Below are 20,474 nucleotides of genomic sequence, written 5' to 3'. Positions count from 1 at the left end.
GAATAAGATTTCTCGCCCTTCGACTCCACTCAGGGTGATAGCTCGAACTGACATAAATGTCATCTCGACACTATTTTTTGTCATCTCGACCGAAGCGGAGAGATCTAAATAAACCCTCGTTTTTTCTAAGAAAACGAGGGTTTATTTTTTGTACTTTTACATTCCCATTTTGAAAATTTCTTTCAAACAGGAAAGCTTGCAAAGTGGGAAAAAGAGAAGTGAACAAAATTGTTCATGCTCAAATAATAAAAACTGTCTTTGACAGCGAAAGAAGATATATTACGCAAGTACGGTGAATCCACTAACAATTCTTTACTAACACAAGAATTGGCTGGGAATACTACGCGCACTCAGCTCAAAGGCGTTATTGGATCAGGCATCTCTTTTATTGCTGCCAGCGCTTTTCAGCACATCCACAAAACAAATTTATTCATACTGGCCGATAAAGAAGAAGCCGCCTACTTTCTCAACGACCTCGAAAACTTAATTGGTGAACAAAATGTTTTATTCTTCCCGGCTTCGTATCGCATGCCCTACGAACACGAAGAAATTGATAATGCCAATATTTTATTACGTGCCGAAGTATTAAATAAAATCAATACAGGTAAAAAACACATTGCCGTTGTTACTTATCCGGAAGCATTGACCGAAAAGGTGGTCACCAAAGCTCACCTCACCAAAAACACCTTGGAATTAAAACAAGGTGAAAAAATTTCCATCGACTTTATCACTGATGTATTAAATGAATATGGTTTTGAACGTGCTGATTATGTCGTGGAACCAGGACAATATTCCGTGCGTGGAGGAATTGTAGATATCTTTTCTTTCTCCAACGAACATCCCTACCGGGTTGAATTTTTAGGAAATGAGGTGGATTCCATCCGCAGCTTTGATCCCATTTCACAATTATCCATTCATAAACTCACCTATTGCAGCATCATTCCGAATGTGCAAACAAAGCTCTTACAGGAAAGCCGACAAACATTGTTTGAATTTTTTCCCGAGAGCACCGTTTTATGGTTCAAACATTTTCAACTCACACTTGATCGTATCGAAAAAGCATTTGCACTGGCAGAACTTTCCTACAGCAAATTGGATAATGTAATTGCGCAATTGCCCCCGGAAGAACTTTACATTCACAAAGATGTTTTTAGTAAACAAGCCTTAGGATTTCCTGTGGTTGAATTTGGCAATCACTTTTCGTTAGCGCCAACAAAAACAATCACCTATAATTTTTCGCCTCAACCAAGTTTCAACAAAAATTTTAGTTTCTTAAACGATAACTTCAAAAGCAATCTCCGCAATGGCTTAACCAACATTATTTTTGCAGATGCGGCAAAACAAATTGAACGGTTGTATAAAATTTTTGAAGACATCGCTCCAAAAAAATCCGAAGAACCGGAAGTGTTTACTCCTATTCTTCTTTCGATTCACGAAGGATTTATTGACAATGAATTAAAACTCGCGTGTTATACCGACCACCAAATATTCGACCGGTATCATCGCTTCCGCTTAAAAAGCAGTTTCTCAAAAAAGAACGAGGCCCTTACATTAAAAGAACTGAAAGGATTAAATCCGGGAGATTACATCACGCACATCGATTATGGTGTGGGGCGTTATGGCGGATTGGAAACCATTGAAGTAAATGGTAAAACGCAGGAAACTATTCGATTGATTTATAAAGATTATGATATTGTAAACATCAGTATTCATTCGTTACACCGCATTGCAAAATATTCGGGTAAAGAAGGTGCAGAACCGAAAATAAATAAACTCGGAACAAATACGTGGGCAACCTTAAAACAAAAAACCAAGAAAAAGGTAAAAGAGATTGCGTACGATTTAATTCAACTCTATGCCAAACGAAAAGCGTTAAAAGGTTTTCAATTTAGTCCGGATACCTATTTGCAAAATGAGTTAGAAGCATCCTTCATTTACGAAGACACGCCTGACCAAATTAAATCCACAGCGGATGTAAAAAAAGACATGGAAAGCGAATGGCCCATGGACAGGCTTGTTTGCGGAGATGTGGGTTTTGGGAAAACGGAAGTTGCTGTTCGTGCAGCATTCAAAGCTGTATGCGACAGTAAACAAGTTGCGATTTTGGTTCCTACTACCATTCTTGCTTTGCAACATTATAAAACATTTAAGGAACGATTAAAAGATTTGCCTTGCACGGTCGATTATATTAATCGCTACCGCTCATCCAAACAACAAAAAGAAACATTGGAAAAAGTGGCAGAAGGGAAAGTGGATATTTTAATTGGCACACATGGTATCGTAGGCAAAGGAGTGAAATTCAAAGATCTTGGATTAATTATCATTGATGAAGAACAAAAATTCGGAGTGGGTGTAAAAGACAAATTGAAAACGATTAAAACAAATGTCGATACGCTTACATTGACCGCAACTCCGATTCCGCGTACATTACAATTTTCAATGATGGGTGCGCGCGACTTATCGGTTATCAGCACACCTCCGCCTAATCGCTATCCGGTGCAAACAGAGTTGCATACATTTAATGAAGAAATTATTCGAGATGCGGTTTCATTTGAAATATCGAGAGGTGGACAAGTATTTTTTGTGCACAACCGTGTACAGAACATTCTTGAAATTGCCGGGATGATTCAACGCTTATGCCCGGATGCAAAAGTAGCCATCGGTCACGGGCAATTAGAAGGCGACAAGCTTGAACAAGTGATGATGGATTTTGTGGAAGGAGAATACGATGTATTGGTTGCCACCACCATCATTGAAGCAGGTTTAGATATTTCGAATGCCAACACCATCATCATCAACCAAGCACATATGTTTGGGTTAAGCGATTTGCATCAGATGCGTGGTCGTGTTGGACGATCGAACAAAAAAGCATTTTGTTACTTATTGACTACTCCGGTTTCATTACTAACACCGGAAGCGCGCAAACGATTAAAAGCCATCGAAGAGTTTTCGGATCTAGGAAGTGGCTTCAACATTGCGATGCGCGATTTGGATATACGTGGAGCAGGAAATTTATTGGGAGGCGAACAAAGCGGTTTCATCAATGAAATTGGCTTTGAGATGTATCAGAAAATTTTGGATGAAGCCATCATGGAATTGCGCATGGAGCACGAAGAATTGCGCGACACGAATGTGGGAGGCTCTCAAAAATACACACAAAAGCAGCACAGTCAATACATTTCTGATTGTGTGATTGACACCGATATGGAAATTTTGATTCCGGATGAATACGTCAATAATATTACAGAGCGATTGAATTTATACCGCGAGTTGGATGATTCCAACAACGAAGAAGCATTAACCAAATTTGAAGCACAGTTGAAAGATCGTTTTGGACCTGTTCCTGAACAAGCCTTGGAATTGATTCACACGATTCGTTTGCGTTGGCTGGCGATGGAAATTGGTTTTGAAAAATTGATTTTAAAAAACAATCGCATGGTGGGTTACTTCCTTCAAAACCAACAATCTCCGTATTATCAAAGTGAAACATTTACCAAAGTATTGAAATTTGTACAACACAATGCGCGTGTTTGTAAAATGAAAGAGAACAATGGAAAATTGAGTCTTACATTTGAAAACATCAAATCCATTGACGATGCGATGAAGGTATTGAAGCCGGTAATTAATTAACATTTTAAATAAGAAATAAAATTTCAAAAAACGATGAATAGAATTATCAATTACAGAAAATTATTTGACATCAATCAGGAAACAGATCTTGTGAAGTTGAAAATTAGTTACAGAAATTTAATGAAGGAGTGGCATCCTGATAAATTTACTGAAGACGATGAACGAAAACAGGAGGCAGAATTAAAAAGCAAACGAATAATTGAAGCATACCATTTTTTAGTGAGTATTTCACCCGAAACACATGAATTAAACAAAGAAGCATACGCTCTTACAACTACCAATTCTGCAATCGATGACTTTTCGTATAAAGGACAAAATCTAAAAATTACTTTTCAAGATGGAAGTGTTTATGAATACTTCGGGATTCCAAAAAACGTTTATACCAAACTTTCAAATTCTCTTACATTATCAAGATTTGCAAGAAGACATATTTTCTATTCCTACACCTACAGTAATGTGAGTAAACCAGCCACAATAGCATAGGATTTTAATAATAAAATCCATTTCTGTATCTTTTTCTTCCTCTTGCATTATGACCTCAAAAAGTATTCACCTCTAAAACTAAATAGTATGAAAAAGAGTCTAAATGTAGTGGGATTCATAGCAGCATTGCTAGTGTTCTCAACCGTTGTAATGAAAAGCAATCATCTTCCAGGAGCTGGAATAGTAATGGTATTATCAGGAGTGGCTGTAAGTATTTATTTGCCTTTCTTTTTACTTTACAAACCAGGAGAAGCATCAAATTCTGAAAAAAATACAGCGGGAGTGGTGGGTGCGATTTCAGCTTCTATTCTAAATTTAGGAATCACTTTCAAATTTATGCATTGGCCTGGAGCAGGAGTGATGATTGTATTAGGACTTACATTTTTTGCGCTGGTTTTTATTCCAATGCTTTTGAGAAAAAAATTAAAAGGAGAAGCATCTGAAAGAAAAACAACCATGAATACTTTAGGAGCAAGTGGATTGACATTATTTGCTTTGGGCATTTTATTTAAAATACAATACTGGCCAGGTGCGGATGTAATGTTAGGGTTAAGTGTATTCCTTTTGTTTTTCGGATATTTTTTAATGTATATGTTAGACAAATCAATAGAGTTGGAAGCAAAAACAAACTATTTAAGAAAAGCATTTTTTGCAGTAATTCTTGGAAGTGTTGTAGCTTCTTTAATTTTGGTAGCGTTGAATAAACCGTTCTTGAAACAAAATCCGGGACAAGAGGTAGCAACAGTAGTAGAAAGTAATCAGTAGTTCGCTGCAAGCTTTAGAAGATCTTAACTATGAAATTCATGAATTTGTTTCGGCTATTTATCATAACATTCCTGTTGATTTTATCTTCAAAGAGTACACGCGCTTGCAGTGCTTATAAAGTTACTGTAGCTGACCATACGATGCTTGGAGTAAATTTCGACACATGGACAACGCATCCAAAGATTTGGTTCGAAACCAAGGGCTATGGCTCAGTATTTACTGGCGCGAATTACGATGAAGATGGCTTGAGACCACAATCAGGAATGAATGAATATGGCCTTGCATTCGGAACACTTGCAGCACAAACCCCTCCGAACCGAAAGGAGATGCTCAACAAAAAACAAATTACGAGTCGAATAAATTATCTTAAAGACATATTACATTCTTGTAGAACCGTTGAGGAAGTAAAAGCTTACATTGAACAATACGATCATAGTTCATTGCAGAACGATGTGTTCATTTACACTGATAAATCAGGGAAATATCTTATTGTTGAACCATACACAATTACTCTCGGCAATGATAATAAATATGTTCTTGCCAACTTCTGCCCCTCAACAATCAACGACTTCAGTACTATTCAACAGCAACGGTATATTAATGGTGCAGCCTTTCTAAAAAACAAAATTGATACGTCCCTTGCTTTTTGCACTGCTCTTTCAGACACAATGCACGTTTGCAGAGAAAAAATGGGAGACGGGACATTGCTCACTACAATTTGGAACCCGAGCAACGGTGTCGTTCATCTTTTTTTCTATCATGATTACAGCCATAAAGTAACGCTTGACCTAAAGAATGAATTAGCAAAAGGCGATCATTTGCTGGAAATAACCTCCATATTTCCAACAAATTCTGAATATCAAAACCTACTTGATTTTAAGACTCCCGCGAATAGCAATTCTATCGATAAATTTATACTTGTTTGCTTCTTTTTATTCCTGTTTTCATTTGTCTATTTTGGTATTGACTATTTTAGAAATAGAAAAGTAAAATATGCATATCTTAAACTTTTGTTGGCAATGCTAAGTACATTTATGGCGTATTACATGATCATTTTAGCTAGAGAGCAAGGTATTTTCTATTTTCCTGCACCTTACAAAAGTTCTCAGTTTGGCTTAATAGAATTTACGGCCTATCTTCCATTCTTGGTTTTATTATTAATCATTCCATTAGTGATTATTAATATTAACGTCATTAAGAATAATCTCTGGAAGACGATTTCAAAATTGCTTTTTACATTAAACAATTTCACTTATATCATATTAATTGTACTATTTTTTTACTGGGGGTTATTTGATGTCTTTCATTAAAACGATAACCCTTTTGGGCAACCAAATGGACGGAAGGAGACATCCTCTTTGCTAAAAATAATTTATAAAATAAAAAAGGTCAAACATACATGTTTGACCTTTTTTTAATTTCTTATTGAAAATTAACCCATGCTATTTGCAATAGCACTAAATGTTACATCGTCCTTACCCAATTTGGAAATAATGGTCATGTGTGATTTAAGTGCTTTTACGAATGTTTCATTATAGATATACGGAACGCCAAATTCTTTTGCTGTAGCCTGCACAATTGGAGCAATTTCAGGATAATGAATATGGCAAATACGTGGGAATAAATGGTGTTCAGTTTGATAATTTAAGCCACCTACATAATACGTGATTAACCAACTACCTCTTGAAAAATCAGCAGTGGTTTCCATTTGGTGAATTGCCCATTCATTTTGAATGTTTCCTTTTTCATCCGGAACAGGGAATTTTGCATCTTCCACAACATGTGCTAACTGGAAGACAATACTTAAAATCAAACCCGCAATGGTATGCATCAGCAAGAATCCTAAAAACAATTGTAGGAAACTGAAGTTAAAGAACACCATCGGAATCACAAACATATAGGTAAAGTATACCGCTTTCCAGAAAATCAAGGTCATCAAGGTCACAAACTTTTGCATCCCACTGTCGCGGTGCTGACCTTCTTTATTAAATTGAATGTATTGAACAAAATCTTTCGCGGTTGTCCAGTATAACGACATGATCGCATAAAACACAAATACATAAAACACCTGAAAGCGTTGAACTTTTTTGTATTCCCCAGCTGGAGAAAAGCGCATAATTACCTTATTATCAATGTCTCTATCGTGTTCATAGATATTGGTATAGGTATGGTGCAATACATTGTGTTGCGTTCTCCAGTTTCTATTATCTCCACCAACAATCGTAAGTGCCTGAGCCACAATCTTATTCACAAGTGGATTGGCTGAATATGCATCATGGTTTGCATCGTGCATCACACTCATTCCGATTCCAGCTAATCCTAATCCCATCGCGCCATAACAAAGGTAAACGCCTAATGGCCCGAACCCTTGAGTAAGGATTAATGCATACGGAACAAAATAGAGAGAAAGCATGACAATTGTTTTAAAAACCATATTGGCATTGGCATGCGGAGATATTTTATTATCGATAAAGTACTGATCAACGCGTGTTTTTAAGGTATTGTAAAATTGCGTTTTGTCCTTATTGATGAACTTAATTTTCTGTTTCATTATATTCGTAATTTGGACGCAAAGTTACTCAAAAAAATCTCAGGTTGGTACATTTTTGACTAATGTCAGTTTTGGCTTATAGATTGAGATCCATTCGCTTGTAAAAGAGCAACATAGACACCAAAAAGAAGGTCGAAATTACTATTCCGGGATAACTTATATCGTTCACCAAAAAGAGTAATGCCTCCTTTACAAAGAAGGTAATTGCAAAAAGTTGCACTCCCCAGCGTTTCATATGCCATACACCTATATAAGAGATAAAGCTGCTGGCGACAATCAAGCCAAATAACGCAGGGTACCAGTCGCCCAATTTCTTTACAGAAGGAGAAAACACGGACGGGAAGCTAAATACAATCCAGATAAAACCCAGAATGCAAATGATTCGAATAAGTACCGGACGTTTAATGGATGATTGCATGCTATAAATTTTGAACCTTTTAATTTTTGATTTGCGGGATGTGCAAAAACGCAACAATTCTACAAAACAACAACACTATAAGCTAGTTACTCCGAATCGCCTCCACCGGATCCAATTGTGATGCCCCATATGCTGGAACAAATCCAGAAACCACACCTATTAATATAGAGATAGTAAACCCTAAAATGACATTGGATTTACTCAATACAATCTCCATCCCGATGGAATCGCCTGCCACCAATGTCAAGAGGAATACAATCATTAACCCTATCGTTCCTCCTAGCAACGATAAAAAGATGGCCTCAAATAAGAATTGAGAAAGGATGAAATAATTTTTTGCTCCAAGGGATTTTTGAATCCCTATAATATTTGTGCGTTCCTTTACAGATACAAACATGATATTGGCAATTCCAAAACCACCCACCAAGATAGAAAAACCACCAATCACCCAACCGACAAGTCCGACTACCCCAAACAAACTATCAAACTGAGTAGAAATTAAACTGGTTTGGTTGAGCGCAAAGTTATCATCCGAACGCGGTTTCAGCTTTCGGATAGAACGCATCAATCCGGTTAATTCATCAATCAAGTCATCATTGCTGATGCCAGGTTTTGCCCGCACTAAGATTTGAGGGTCGAGATCCTCGCTTCGAATATCCACCAAGCTGCGAGCATAATTGATGGGCACCAACACTTCCGTATCCACACTTCCACCCAAAATGCTTTCTCCTTCCTTTTTGAAAACGCCAATCACCATTACTTTAGCGCCATTAATTTTCACCATTTCGCCAATCGGGTTTTGGTTGGGGAATAAGGCTTTTGCAAGCACATCACCGATAATAGCGACCGGCCGGCCGGAAGCGGATTCAATATCTGTAAAATAGCGCCCTTCAGCAATTTCAAAATTCTTTACACGGTCGTATTGATGTGAAGCCATGTTGATGTTCACACGTTCAATACTATTGCTTTTGTGTTTGATGGTAATACGTGAACTAGCCAAAAAGGCTGCCGATTGAGCACCATCACACTTTTCGAGGATTTTATTGAGTTCGGGATAATCCGGCACAGGACGATTCATGTACTTCCACCATGGGTAATCCGGACCAAAGGTCCATGGCCATTTTTGAACAAACACCACATCATCACCCAAGCTTTGAACGCTTTTACGGAGGTTTTGCTCTAAAGAATCGACAATGGTAAACACAATGATAATGGCGAAAATACCAATGGTAATGCCCAATAGCGAAAGAATCGTGCGCAACTTATTTGTTGCCAAAGATGCAATCGCAAATGAAACACTTTCCTTTAATAAGCCAAAAACTATCATCCGAAAATCGGTTTTAAAACGTACAAATGTACCAAAAAAAAGAGCGATAAAACTTGTAAATTTTTGCGGGGCAAAAAAGCCTTGAAACCTGCTTTATTAACAAAAACAACATTTATCAACAAAGTGCGTATAACAGGCGGAACGCGGATAAAAATTAATACTTTTGCAATACAAAATTAACATCGATTATGAGTGGAACAAAAAAGATAAAGAATGCACTTATTTCGGTGTATTATAAAGATAATTTAGAGCCTGTGATTCATCAACTGAATGCATTGGGCGTAAAAATATTCAGCACCGGTGGCACACAAGAGTTTATTGAAAAGCTTGGTGTTGCTGTTACTCCGGTTGAATCATTAACTTCTTATCCGTCCATTTTAGGTGGACGTGTAAAAACATTGCACCCGAAAATTTTTGGTGGAATCCTTAGCAGAAGAGAGTTACAAAGTGATATTGATCAATTGGAAGAATATGAAATTCCTGAAATCGATTTAGTTATTGTAGATTTATATCCATTTGAAGAGACTGTAAAATCAGGTGCTGCAGAACAAGCCATCATCGAAAAAATTGACATTGGCGGAATTTCCTTGATTCGTGCTGCTGCAAAAAATTTCAAAGATGTGGTAATTGTTTCTTCAAAAAACGAATACACGTATGTGCATGATACTATCCTTGTTGCTCAAAAAGGAGAATCAACTTTAGAGAATCGAAGATACCTAGCAACCTGTGCATTCAATGTTTCTTCACATTACGATACCGCCATTTTTAATTATTTCAACGGAGAAAACACAGTCGCATTCAAACAAAGTATTCAAGATGCACAAGTATTGCGATACGGAGAAAACCCGCATCAAAAAGGGGTGTTCTACGGAAACTTGGATGCCATGTTTACAAAGTTGAACGGAAAAGAATTATCCTATAACAACTTATTGGATGTAGATGCAGCCGTTAGTTTGATTGCTGAATTTACGGATACAACTTTCGCCATTTTAAAACATAACAACGCTTGTGGCATCGCTTCTCGAAAAAATTTAGTGGATGCTTACAAAGCAGCATTGGCTGGCGACCCAACAAGTGCATTCGGTGGCGTACTCATCACCAACAAAGAAATTGATTTGGCTACGGCTGAAGAAATCAACAAACTATTTTGTGAAGTAATTATTGCTCCGGCTTATGATCCAAAAGCAATAGACTTATTAAAATCAAAACCAAACAGAATTATTCTGATTCAAAAAAATGTTCCTCTCGCAAAAAAATCATTCCGCACATTGTTGAATGGTGTGATTGAGCAAGACAAAGATTTGAAAACAGAAACAACAGTTGAAATGCAGACAGTAACCATAACATCACCGACTGCAGATGAGTTGAGTGATTTGGAATTTGCGAATAAAATTGTGAAGCATACAAAATCAAACACCATTGTTCTTGCTAAAAACAAATCTTTATTAGCAAGTGGTGTCGGACAAACTTCACGTGTAGCTGCTTTGCAACAAGCAATCGTGAAAGCAAACCATTTTGGATTTGACTTGAAAGGTTCTGTAATGGCATCCGATGCATTCTTTCCATTTCCGGATTGTGTAGAGATTGCTCACAAAGCAGGAATCACTGCTGTTGTTCAACCGGGTGGATCGATCAAAGACAAAGATTCTGTTGCGTATTGCGATGCAAACGGGGTTGCGATGGTGATGACAGGAACGAGACATTTTAAACATTAACGAATTAGCATTAAGGATTTAATTATTTAGGATTTAAACCTTAGTTCAAAAATAAAATATTACACAGATTTTGAAATCCCAATCCTAAATTTCAAAATCCTAAATCTAAAAATCAACTATGGGTTTATTTAATTTTTTAACACAAGAAATTGCGATTGACTTAGGAACAGCCAACACGCTTATTATTCACAATGATAAAGTAGTTGTAGACGAACCAAGTATCGTTGCTGTTGATCGAATGAGTGGAAAAGTAATTGCTGTTGGGAAGCAAGCCATGCAAATGCACGGAAAAACACATGAGAACATCAAAACCATTCGTCCTTTGAAAGACGGAGTAATTGCGGATTTCCACGCAGCAGAGCACATGATTCGCGGAATGATTAAAATGATTAATCCGGGAAGACGCTTATTTCAGCCATCTTTAAAGATGGTTATTTGTATTCCTTCCGGAATCACCGAGGTGGAGAAACGTGCGGTACGTGATAGTGCTGAACATGCAGGTGGCAAAGAAGTATACTTAATTCACGAACCAATGGCAGCAGCAATTGGTATCGGTATTGATGTGGAAGAACCGATGGGAAACATGATCATTGATATCGGTGGTGGTACCAGCGAAATTGCCGTTATCGCATTGGGTGGAATTGTTTGTGATAAATCTATCCGTATTGCCGGTGATGAATTCACGTCCAACATTGAAGAATACATGCGTAGACAACACAATATTTTAATTGGTGAACGTTCTGCCGAACGTGTAAAAATTGAAGTAGGTGCTGCCATGACAGAAATTGATAATCCTCCACCGGATTATGCTGTGCACGGAAGAGATTTGATGACCGGTATTCCAAAAGAAATTTATGTATCGTACGTAGAGATTGCACATGCATTGGATAAATCTATTTCGAAAGTGGAAGAAGCGATTTTGAATGCATTGGAGATGACACCTCCCGAACTTTCTGCCGATATTTTCAGAACAGGAATTTATTTAGCAGGTGGTGGTTCGATGTTACGTGGCTTGGATAAACGTATTTCGTTAAAAACAAAATTACCGGTTCACATTGCGGAAGATCCACTAAGAGCGGTTGCACGCGGAACAGGTATTGCGTTGAAAAACGTAACCAAGTTCCCTTTCCTAATGAAATAATTTTTGAATTGTAGATTTTTAGAGTTCTTCAATTCTAAAAATCTACAACTCTACAACTCAAAAATTGATAAATGCGCAACCTGCTCGTTTTTATTACTAAAAATTATTTTTTCTTTATGTTTCTACTCCTGGAAACATTTTGCATTTCCATTCTCGCTCAAAACAATAAATTTCAACGTGCAAGTTTTGTTAATTCTTCCAATCAAATTTCTGCTTCTGTTTTAAGCACTTCCGAAAACATTCAACAATATTTCTATTTAAAAAGTGAAAACGAGCGATTGGCAAAAGAAAATGCAGAACTATTATCTCACGACTTACTCTCCTTTTCTGTTTTGGTAAATGGTGAATACACCGTAAATGATACTGTAAAAAGACAAAAATATACATTCACACATGCAAAGGTGGTAAACAATTCCACCAACAGAAGAAACAATTATCTGACGCTTGACAAGGGCTCCAAACAAGGTGTCACCAATAAGATGGGTGTAACATCCAGTTCAGGCGTTGTTGGAATTGTAGAAAATGTTTCCGAAAATTTTTGTACCGTTAAATCATTATTGCATAGCAATACCATCATCAATTCGAAATTAAAAAAAGATGGTTCTTTCGGTCCGTTAAACTGGGATGGTGAAAGTTTTGAATTTGCAACCCTCAATGACATTCCTACACATGTTCGTTTATTCAAAGGTGATACCGTTGTAACCAGTCAATACACATTGATGTTTCCCGAGAACATCATGATTGGAACAGTTGATAGTTACTATAGAGAATCGACCAAACCATTTTATACCGTAAAAGTAAAACTGTCGACCGACTTTAAAAAACTGAGTCATGTTTATATTGTAGACAATAAATTACGTGTAGAACAAGAGACGCTCGAAGAAAAAACAAAAGCCAACGATAAAGAATAACGATGACCAATAGCATTATCAGAAATATTCTTCGTTTTTTTGTACTGGTACTGGTGCAAGTACTCATCGTGAAAAACATTGAGCTTGGTCGATTTATCAACCCATTTGTGTATGTCCTCTTTATTATTGTTTTACCTTTTGAAACACCAAAATGGTTGCTCCTACTCTTAGCGTTTATATTAGGAATCACCATTGATATGTTTTATGATACTTCCGGAATGCATGCTGCCGCTTGTGTTTTCATGGCCTATATCCGTCCGGGTGTTTTAAAATTATTTTCTCCCCGTGATGGTTATGAATTTGGGACACAACCCAGCATTCAATACTTGGGAATTCCCTGGTTCCTTTCCTATGCAGGAATATTGATTGTAGCGCATCACCTTATTTTATTCTACATCGAAATTTTTTCGTCTCAGCGAATTTTTCTCTACTTTCTTTAGAGTCATTGTCAGCTCCATCTTCACCCTGGTATTAGTTATTATTAGTCAGTATTTATTTCAACGTAAAAAGAGCAAGAATGAACCAATTATCCGACAGAAAATTTATCATTATCGGAGTATTTATATTGGTTGGACTGATATACATTTCCCGTTTATTTTATATTCAGGTAATTGATGATACCTATAAATTAGATGCACGTAACCAGGCATTCCGCTACACAACAGAGTTTCCAATCAGAGGATACATCTACGACAGAAACAACAAGCTTTTGGTTTACAATGAAGCAGCATATGATTTAATGGTGCTTCCCAAAAACGTAAAGAACATTGATACAATGGATTTTTGCGGGCTCTTGGGAATAACAAAAGAGCAGTTCCTAAAAAAAATGAAAAAGGCAACACAAGCGCCTAATTCACCACGCAAAGAATCCATTTTTGAAAAACAACTATCTCCGAAAGATTATGCCTCCCTTCAAGAAGTGCTTTATCGTTTTCCAGGATTTTTTGTTCAATCACGTACCCTCCGAAAATATCCTAAAAAAATTGCTGCCCACATGTTGGGGTATATTGGTGAAGCCGACAAACGCACCACCGAAAAAGATCCGTATTATAAAGAAGGAGATTATTTAGGAATAAGTGGAATAGAAAAAAGCTACGAAAAAGTATTGCGTGGAAAAAAAGGAATGCACATCATTATGAAAGATGTGAACAACCGTGATATGGGAAGTTATATGAATGGCTTGTACGACACGGCTGCTATTTCAGGAAAACCACTGACCACAACATTGGATGCCGACCTGCAAGAATATGCAGAGGAACTTATGCAAAATAAACTGGGAAGCGTTGTTGCTATTGACCCCTCTACCGGAGAAATTTTAGCGATTGTTACCAGCCCGACTTATGATCCAAACTTATTTGTTGGAAGAGCAAGGAATAAAAACTTTGTGGAGTTATCAAAAGATTCTATCGGCAAACCGTTATTCAATCGTTCAACAATGGCATCGTATCCTCCGGGATCTACTTTTAAATTGGTGATGGCATTAATTGGATTGAATGAAGGTGTATTAACTGCCAGCACACGCTATCCTTGCGCAAGAGGTTATCCGCCACTGGGTGGCCGACCGAAATGCCATCCGCATGGTTCGCCCATGGATTTAGAAGGTGCGATTGGAACATCTTGTAACTCTTATTTCTCATACGTTTTCAAAAGTGTGATTGAAGACAAAAAATACCACAATACGTATAAAGCTTATGCCAACTGGCGCGACATCGCAACCAGTTTTTGTTTGGGAACAAAAACCAATTCCGATTTGGCAAACGAATTAAGAGGTAACGTGCCAAGTATTGCTTATTATGATAAGATTTTCGGAAAAGGAAGTTGGAAAGCGAGTACGGTTATTTCATTGGGAATTGGACAAAATGAATTAGGGATTACGCCTTTGCAGAATGCCAACTTAGTAGCAATCATTGCAAACAAAGGCTGGTATTATACTCCCCACATTGTAAAAGCCATTGATGGAAATCCAAATGATACCTTGTTGGATCGTTTTAAAGTAAAAAATTATACAAAAATTAAGGATACCGCTATTTATAACATTGTAATTGCAGGGATGGCAAAAGCTGTAGATGCAGGAACAGCGGCATCACTTAAAATTGAAGGAATTCCGTATTGCGCAAAAACAGGAACAGCACAAAATGCAGGAAAAGATCACTCCGTGTTTGTTTGTTTTGCTCCTAGAGATAATCCCAAAATAGCCATTGGAATTTTAATTGAAAATGCAGGGTTTGGAGCTACATATGCCGGACCGATTGCGCGATTGATGATGGAAAAATACTTAAAAGGAAAAATCACTCGTCCTGATTTAGAAAAGAGAATGTTTGAAGCAGATTTAATTCACAAACCACAAAATGCAGCGGTCCCAAAACAACACTAGCATTTTTTATAATGTCGACTGGATAACAGTCCTCACCTATTTGGTATTAATCCTAATGGGGTGGTTGAATATTTATGCAGCTGTGTATAATGAAGAACATTATATCATTACTGACATCACTCAGAAATACGGAAAACAATTAATCTGGATTGGAACTTCGTTGGTGATTGCCTTGGTAATTTTAATTATTGATGAAAATTTCTTTACGGCCTTCGCCTATTTTATTTTTGGCGCCCTCCTACTCGCCAACATTGCCGTACCTTTCCTGGGGAGAGAAGTAAAAGGGAGCAGCTCGTGGTTTCGGTTTGGCGACTTTGGAATTCAGCCGGCAGAGTTCATGAAGTTTGCAGCGAATTTGGCGCTCGCAAAATTTTTAAGTAATCAAAATATCAAAATTGCAGACTATAAAAACACCATCGTTTCACTTTTGATTATTGGTATACCCGCCATCATTATTATGAAGCTGCAAAACGAAACAGGATTGGCCATTGTTTTTGCTGCGTTCATTCTGATGCTTTATAGAGAAGGATTATCCGTGAACTACCTCATCATTGGTGTACTGGCCGCAATCCTATTCATTCTAGCTTTACTAGTCAACAATTTATACCTCTACATCATAATTGTATTGCTTTCGGTAATCGCAATGTTGTTTTACAAACGTAGTGCTAAAAATTTAATCATCGGAGCCGCTATTGCTCTGGTCGCCTGTGTGATGGTGAAAGGAACGAGCTATGTGTATGAACACATGGAAGCGCATCAAAAAACACGTATCGATGTTTTACTTGGAAGAGGCACTGTTGATTTAAAAAAAGAAGGCTACAATGTGAATCAAGCGAAAATAGCAATTGGGTCAGGTGGATTTGCCGGCAAAGGCTATTTGCAAGGCACACAAACCAAATATGATTTTGTTCCTGAACAAGACACCGATTTTATTTTTTGCACCGTTGGTGAAGAGTGGGGATTTATTGGAAGTACTGTAGTAATCCTTCTTCAGCTCTTTCTCATCATTCGACTGATTTTTATGGCCGAACGGCAACGTTCACCATTCAGCAGAATCTACGGATATGGTGTAGCCTCCGTATTGTTTTTCCATTTAACGGTAAACATCGGGATGACGATTGGCTTAGCACCGGTGATTGGAATTCCATTGCCGTTCTTTAGTTACGGTGGTTCTTCGTTGTGGTCGTTTACTATACTTCTCTTTATTTTTATAAAATTAGATTCCAAGCGATTACAGATTTTGAGATAGAATCGTATTCCAACAGAAGAGTTGAACGTCATCACATAATCTTTTTTCTAGCTTTCTCTTTGATAATCTCCTGCACCGATTTGTTTTCAATTTTACTTTCTAACCAAGAAATAATATCGAAATAGAGAAAGGCCCGTCTTTCATATTTATTCGACTCCAAGCGCACCATTTGTTTTTTTAACTCTACAAATTGCTTCTTCAAGTTCCGGTCAGAAAAATCGGAGAACAAATCTCTTAGAAATTTCAAAATGTATTTCTGATACTGACTTAACTCCCCTTTCTTTCTAAAATAACGGTATGTTGAACGGATATTGGATTCAACGAGATAATCATTGCCCAATTCAAAATGGCATACCAGCAAGAGAATGCGTGTAAACGAATAAATATCTGCCCGTAAGTCAATTTCCTTTTCATTGTAAATTTTATTCAGCCATTTGATAGCGGTGCGGTAGTTCCCACTACCCACATACAAACATGCAATCTTATAATACAAAAGTAAAACCGAATGTTTATCCAATTTCGGAACAAATTTATCGAGCTCATTTTCGAGTGCAGCAACAATTCTTGTCCCCGACTTAAACTCCCCCAGCATAAAATGCCGGTTGATTTCATGAACATAAATTGCTTTAAACAAATTCAGGTTAATGTTCTCTGTTAGTACCAAATTTTTATCCCGTTTAATCGCAATCAATTGTTTTTGTGTTTCCGAAAATTCTTTGTACTTGTACAACTTATTTTGAACCGCCAACAAACTGTTGAGTGCTTTGATATAAAGCTCAAGCTTATGTCGCTTCATTTCCGGCTGTTGCTCAAACAAAGCTACCCACTTAGCGGCATATTTATATCCATTTGAAAAGTCTTGGATATAAAAATAGTATCCTACAAAAGATGAATAGAGGTACATTTTTTCCTGAAACGATAAATTCACTTCTTTGTAATCCGGTAAGCTAGAATGAAAATAATTGGTCACCTTTTGTAAATCTTCCTTACTCTTACTAAAACCCGTTTGCACATAATAGGAATTCAATCGAAGTGATAGATTCGAAAAAGTATTAATATTTTTAATACTTTCCGCCATATAGTTGGTTGTATTAATAACTAAATTAACACGCTGTTCATTTCCCGACTCCAATGTTTTAGGTATCACCAATTTTTCAAGTTCTAAAATCTCCAGCAACAATACAGAGCGATCGTTTTCTGAGGCCATTGCTTTCGCTTTGTCAATCATCTTCACACATTCTTTGTATAAGCATTTATTATAGAGAATTCGAGCGTAATCCAAGAGCTCAGTAATTTTTATATTTTCCAGATTCGAGCTATTGCACAACTTGGTGCTTTTGAGTAATTGGTAATACAGGTGTGCTTTAAGATTAGAAAATTGTGTCGGATTTAACTGTTTATTTTTTTCTAAAATCTTGTCTTCGTTATACACCTTTTGTTTTTCGATGGCATCAAATAACATCACAAATTTTTTATCTCCGGCTGTAGTTAATCGTGAGGCATACAATTTAAAGAAACGCTTTTCACCCTTTGAAAGGGAATGAATGAGATTGAATAGCTGATCAGATTTAACGTTAGACATCGTATTTATAAAATATAATAATCCTTTATTTCAGAAAGTTATAGCGAATATAGTACATAATTATACTATTTGTACATCGTAGACTAATTTAATTTTAAAAACTAAAATGAGTGCATTAAAAATACATTTGCCGAATGAAAATATCAGCCGCAATTACAGGAGTAGCCGCTTACGTTCCGGATTATGTTCTTACAAATGAAGAATTGGAGCAATCAGTAGATACAACCAACGAATGGATTGTGACACGGTGCGGAGTGAGTGAGCGAAGAATATTAAAGGACAAAGACAAAGCCAGCGCATTTATGGCTGCCGAAGCAGCAAAAAAATTATTGGCAAAAAAAAATATATCACCCTTAGACATTGAGTTAATCATTGTTGCTACGGTAACACCTGACTATCAATATCCGGCAACAGCGAATAGTGTTGCCGATATGATTGGAGCAACCAATGCTTGGGGATTTGATTTACAAGCAGCCTGTTCGAGTTTTCTTTCAGCAGTGCACACTGCATCAAAATTTATTGAGAGCGGAACCCATAAAAAAGTATTGGTCATTGGCTCCGACAAAATGAGCAGTGTGGTGGATTATAGTTGTAGAAAAACATCCATCTTGTTTGGTGATGCAGCTGGAGCAATTTTATTAGAACCTTCTACCGATGAAACCGGAATTATAGATGCAAAATTATATGCCGATGGAAGTGGAATCAAACAGCTGTATCAACCGGGAGGTGGAAGTTTAAATCCTGCCACTTTGGATACAGTGGTTAACAAACAGCATTACATTCACATGGATGGACAGTCGGTTTTTAAATTTGCAGTAGTAAAGATGGCTGATGTGGCAGAAGAGATGATGACGCGAAACAATTTAGTGGCGGATGACATTGCTTTTCTAACACCTCATCAAGCCAACAAACGCATCATCGAAGCAACTGCAAACCGTATGGGGGTTTCAATGGATAAAGTAATGATGAATATTCACAAGTACGGAAACACCACCTCCGCAACCATTCCATTGTGCCTAGCAGAATGGGAACATCTATTGAAAAAAGGCGACAATTTGATTCTGACTACATTTGGAGCCGGATTTACCTGGGGTGGGATGTATGTAAAGTGGAGTTATTAGCCTTTTAAACAATCTTTCAATAAATTTGTTTAACTTGTATTGTCGAAGTATACTAGATGATACAGATAACCAAAATATTATTGATGAGAAAAGTATTCTTACTTTTTTTTCTACTCTTTTTCCATTTTGGAATAATTTCCATCAATGCTCAAGGCTGCAGTGATGCTGGTGTTTGTACAATTGGATCTCTGAGCTTAGTACAATTCAAACTGGAGCTATTACCTTTTGATGATAATAAATTACCGTTACTGCAGAATGAAGACCCTGGTATTGACACGTCAAAAACAGGAAAGGTTGCAGATTCCACGCTTCGTACTTTTAAATATGTTGAACCAAGTGTTGTTTTAAAGGACACTTCAAAAGCAAAAAATATAGTCGTTCAAAAATATGCTTTTCAGTATCCTAGATATTTCTTCCAACTTTCTACATCAATAGGAAAAGGAGATCGTGGTGTACTTATTTCTACAACACAATTGGAAGCGAATATGCGACTTATAAACAAAAAGCTTTTCGCACAAATTAAATTGCCTTACACCTACATTTCAGGCAATCTTGGAAGCACAAGCGGAATCGGAGACATTACTATTGGTGCAACATTTATTGCTTTTGCAAAAACGAAAAGTAATTTAAGTTTTTCTGCCGGTGTTAAAATCCCAACAAATGGTGCTAATCTTGCAAAAGACACATTATCACTTCCAATGGTTTATCAAACTAGTTTAGGATCGACTGATATTTTGGTTGGTGCAAAATACACTTATAAAAAATTGGACTTTACTGTAGGTTACCAACATGCATTCAACTCTAATAACAATGGCTATTTGCACCGTTCAACAGCTGACAGCAACACATACAACAGTTATTTTGAATCGAATAAACTACAACGCGCTGATGATGCAATCTTCAGAGTAAACAGAACATTTATCGTTAAGAAAATAAATTTTAATGCTGGGTTGCTGTTTATTTACCATTTGCAAAACGACACGTATGTAAACAAGTTGAATCAACGCGCAACCATAAAAGATTCAGAAGGATTGACTTTGAATCTAAATTTTGCTGCTGTTGCTCCAATATCCAAAAAGCTTGATTTCATTTTTATCTATGCTAGCCCGGTTGTTGTCAGAAAGGTTCGTCCAGATGGATTAACAAGAAAATTTATCGCACAGATTGGAATAAAATATAACATATTCTAATTTACAATTTTCATTAA

The 20,474-nt window shown here is 37.0% G+C and carries 15 protein-coding genes and 1 pseudogene; 12 read left to right on the top strand and 4 right to left on the bottom strand.

All coding sequences use genetic code 11. The features are described from left to right. The first annotated feature begins 258 nt into the window (after positions 1-258). From mfd to IPP64_02480, 4 genes are all read left to right on the top strand, one after another. Positions 259-3,630 carry a transcription-repair coupling factor gene (gene mfd, locus IPP64_02495; protein ID MBL0328299.1) on the top strand — a complete coding sequence of 1,124 codons (3,372 nt, stop codon included), beginning with the start codon at positions 259-261 and terminating at the stop codon, positions 3,628-3,630. Positions 3,631-3,663: 33 nt separating this feature from the next. Continuing rightward, on the top strand, positions 3,664-4,113 hold the full coding sequence (locus tag IPP64_02490) for a KTSC domain-containing protein (GenBank protein MBL0328298.1): 450 nt from the start codon (positions 3,664-3,666) through the stop codon (positions 4,111-4,113). Positions 4,114-4,200: 87 nt separating this feature from the next. Continuing rightward, the gene (locus IPP64_02485; protein MBL0328297.1) at positions 4,201-4,878 is read left to right on the top strand and encodes a hypothetical protein; all 678 of its coding nucleotides are present in this window, start codon (positions 4,201-4,203) and stop codon (positions 4,876-4,878) included. Between the two features lie 29 nt (positions 4,879-4,907). Next, on the top strand, positions 4,908-6,188 hold the full coding sequence (locus tag IPP64_02480) for a hypothetical protein (protein MBL0328296.1): 1,281 nt from the start codon (positions 4,908-4,910) through the stop codon (positions 6,186-6,188). 122 nt (positions 6,189-6,310) lie between these two features. Here the strand turns inward: IPP64_02480 and IPP64_02475 are convergent, their stop codons facing one another. The 3 genes from IPP64_02475 to IPP64_02465 all read right to left on the bottom strand — a co-directional run bounded on the left by IPP64_02475 (position 6,311) and on the right by IPP64_02465 (position 9,174). Then, positions 6,311-7,429, bottom strand: coding sequence for an acyl-CoA desaturase (locus tag IPP64_02475; protein MBL0328295.1), 1,119 nt, complete (start codon positions 7,427-7,429; stop codon positions 6,311-6,313). A 76-nt stretch (positions 7,430-7,505) separates the two neighbouring features. Next, positions 7,506-7,847 (bottom strand): hypothetical protein, encoded by a 342-nt coding sequence (locus IPP64_02470; protein ID MBL0328294.1) that lies wholly within the window; start codon positions 7,845-7,847, stop codon positions 7,506-7,508. Between the two features lie 82 nt (positions 7,848-7,929). After that, positions 7,930-9,174 carry an ABC transporter permease gene (locus IPP64_02465; GenBank protein ID MBL0328293.1) on the bottom strand — a complete coding sequence of 415 codons (1,245 nt, stop codon included), beginning with the start codon at positions 9,172-9,174 and terminating at the stop codon, positions 7,930-7,932. 188 nt (positions 9,175-9,362) lie between these two features. On the opposite strand from IPP64_02465, the gene purH reads away from it, so the two are divergent. From purH to IPP64_02435, 6 genes and pseudogenes are all read left to right on the top strand, one after another. Continuing rightward, entirely contained in the window at positions 9,363-10,889 is a 1,527-nt protein-coding gene (purH, locus tag IPP64_02460; protein ID MBL0328292.1) for a bifunctional phosphoribosylaminoimidazolecarboxamide formyltransferase/IMP cyclohydrolase, read from the top strand. Between the two features lie 118 nt (positions 10,890-11,007). Beyond that, positions 11,008-12,030: a rod shape-determining protein gene (locus tag IPP64_02455; GenBank protein MBL0328291.1), complete on the top strand. Its 1,023-nt coding sequence runs from the start codon at positions 11,008-11,010 to the stop codon at positions 12,028-12,030. 71 nt (positions 12,031-12,101) lie between these two features. Further along, a complete protein-coding gene (gene mreC, locus IPP64_02450; GenBank protein MBL0328290.1) occupies positions 12,102-12,941 on the top strand; it encodes a rod shape-determining protein MreC in 840 nt (279 codons plus the stop codon). A gap of 2 nt (positions 12,942-12,943) precedes the next feature. Further along, positions 12,944-13,556 (top strand): annotated as a pseudogene (gene mreD / locus IPP64_02445) (rod shape-determining protein MreD). After that, positions 13,459-15,315, top strand: a complete 1,857-nt coding sequence (locus IPP64_02440; protein ID MBL0328289.1) for a penicillin-binding protein 2 — start codon at positions 13,459-13,461, stop codon at positions 15,313-15,315. The pseudogene mreD and the gene IPP64_02440 overlap by 98 nt, the downstream one beginning before the upstream one ends. After that, complete coding sequence (locus IPP64_02435; GenBank protein MBL0328288.1) at positions 15,290-16,564, top strand: rod shape-determining protein RodA; 1,275 nt, start codon at positions 15,290-15,292, stop codon at positions 16,562-16,564. The genes IPP64_02440 and IPP64_02435 overlap by 26 nt, the downstream gene beginning before the upstream one ends. A 31-nt stretch (positions 16,565-16,595) precedes the next feature. Here IPP64_02435 and IPP64_02430 read toward each other — a convergent pair whose 3' ends face one another. After that, positions 16,596-18,146: a hypothetical protein gene (locus IPP64_02430; GenBank protein ID MBL0328287.1), complete on the bottom strand. Its 1,551-nt coding sequence runs from the start codon at positions 18,144-18,146 to the stop codon at positions 16,596-16,598. A 134-nt stretch (positions 18,147-18,280) separates the two neighbouring features. On the opposite strand from IPP64_02430, the gene IPP64_02425 reads away from it, so the two are divergent. Both IPP64_02425 and IPP64_02420 read left to right on the top strand, forming a co-directional pair. Then, positions 18,281-19,267, top strand: a complete 987-nt coding sequence (locus tag IPP64_02425; GenBank protein ID MBL0328286.1) for a ketoacyl-ACP synthase III — start codon at positions 18,281-18,283, stop codon at positions 19,265-19,267. 83 nt (positions 19,268-19,350) lie between these two features. Beyond that, positions 19,351-20,457, top strand: coding sequence for a hypothetical protein (locus IPP64_02420; protein ID MBL0328285.1), 1,107 nt, complete (start codon positions 19,351-19,353; stop codon positions 20,455-20,457). Positions 20,458-20,474 lie beyond the last annotated feature (17 nt).

It is taken from the genome of Bacteroidota bacterium (genome assembly GCA_016722565.1).
Taxonomy (GTDB): domain Bacteria; phylum Bacteroidota; class Bacteroidia; order 2-12-FULL-35-15; family 2-12-FULL-35-15; genus 2-12-FULL-35-15.
This window is presented reverse-complemented; position numbering and strand designations above follow the sequence as displayed.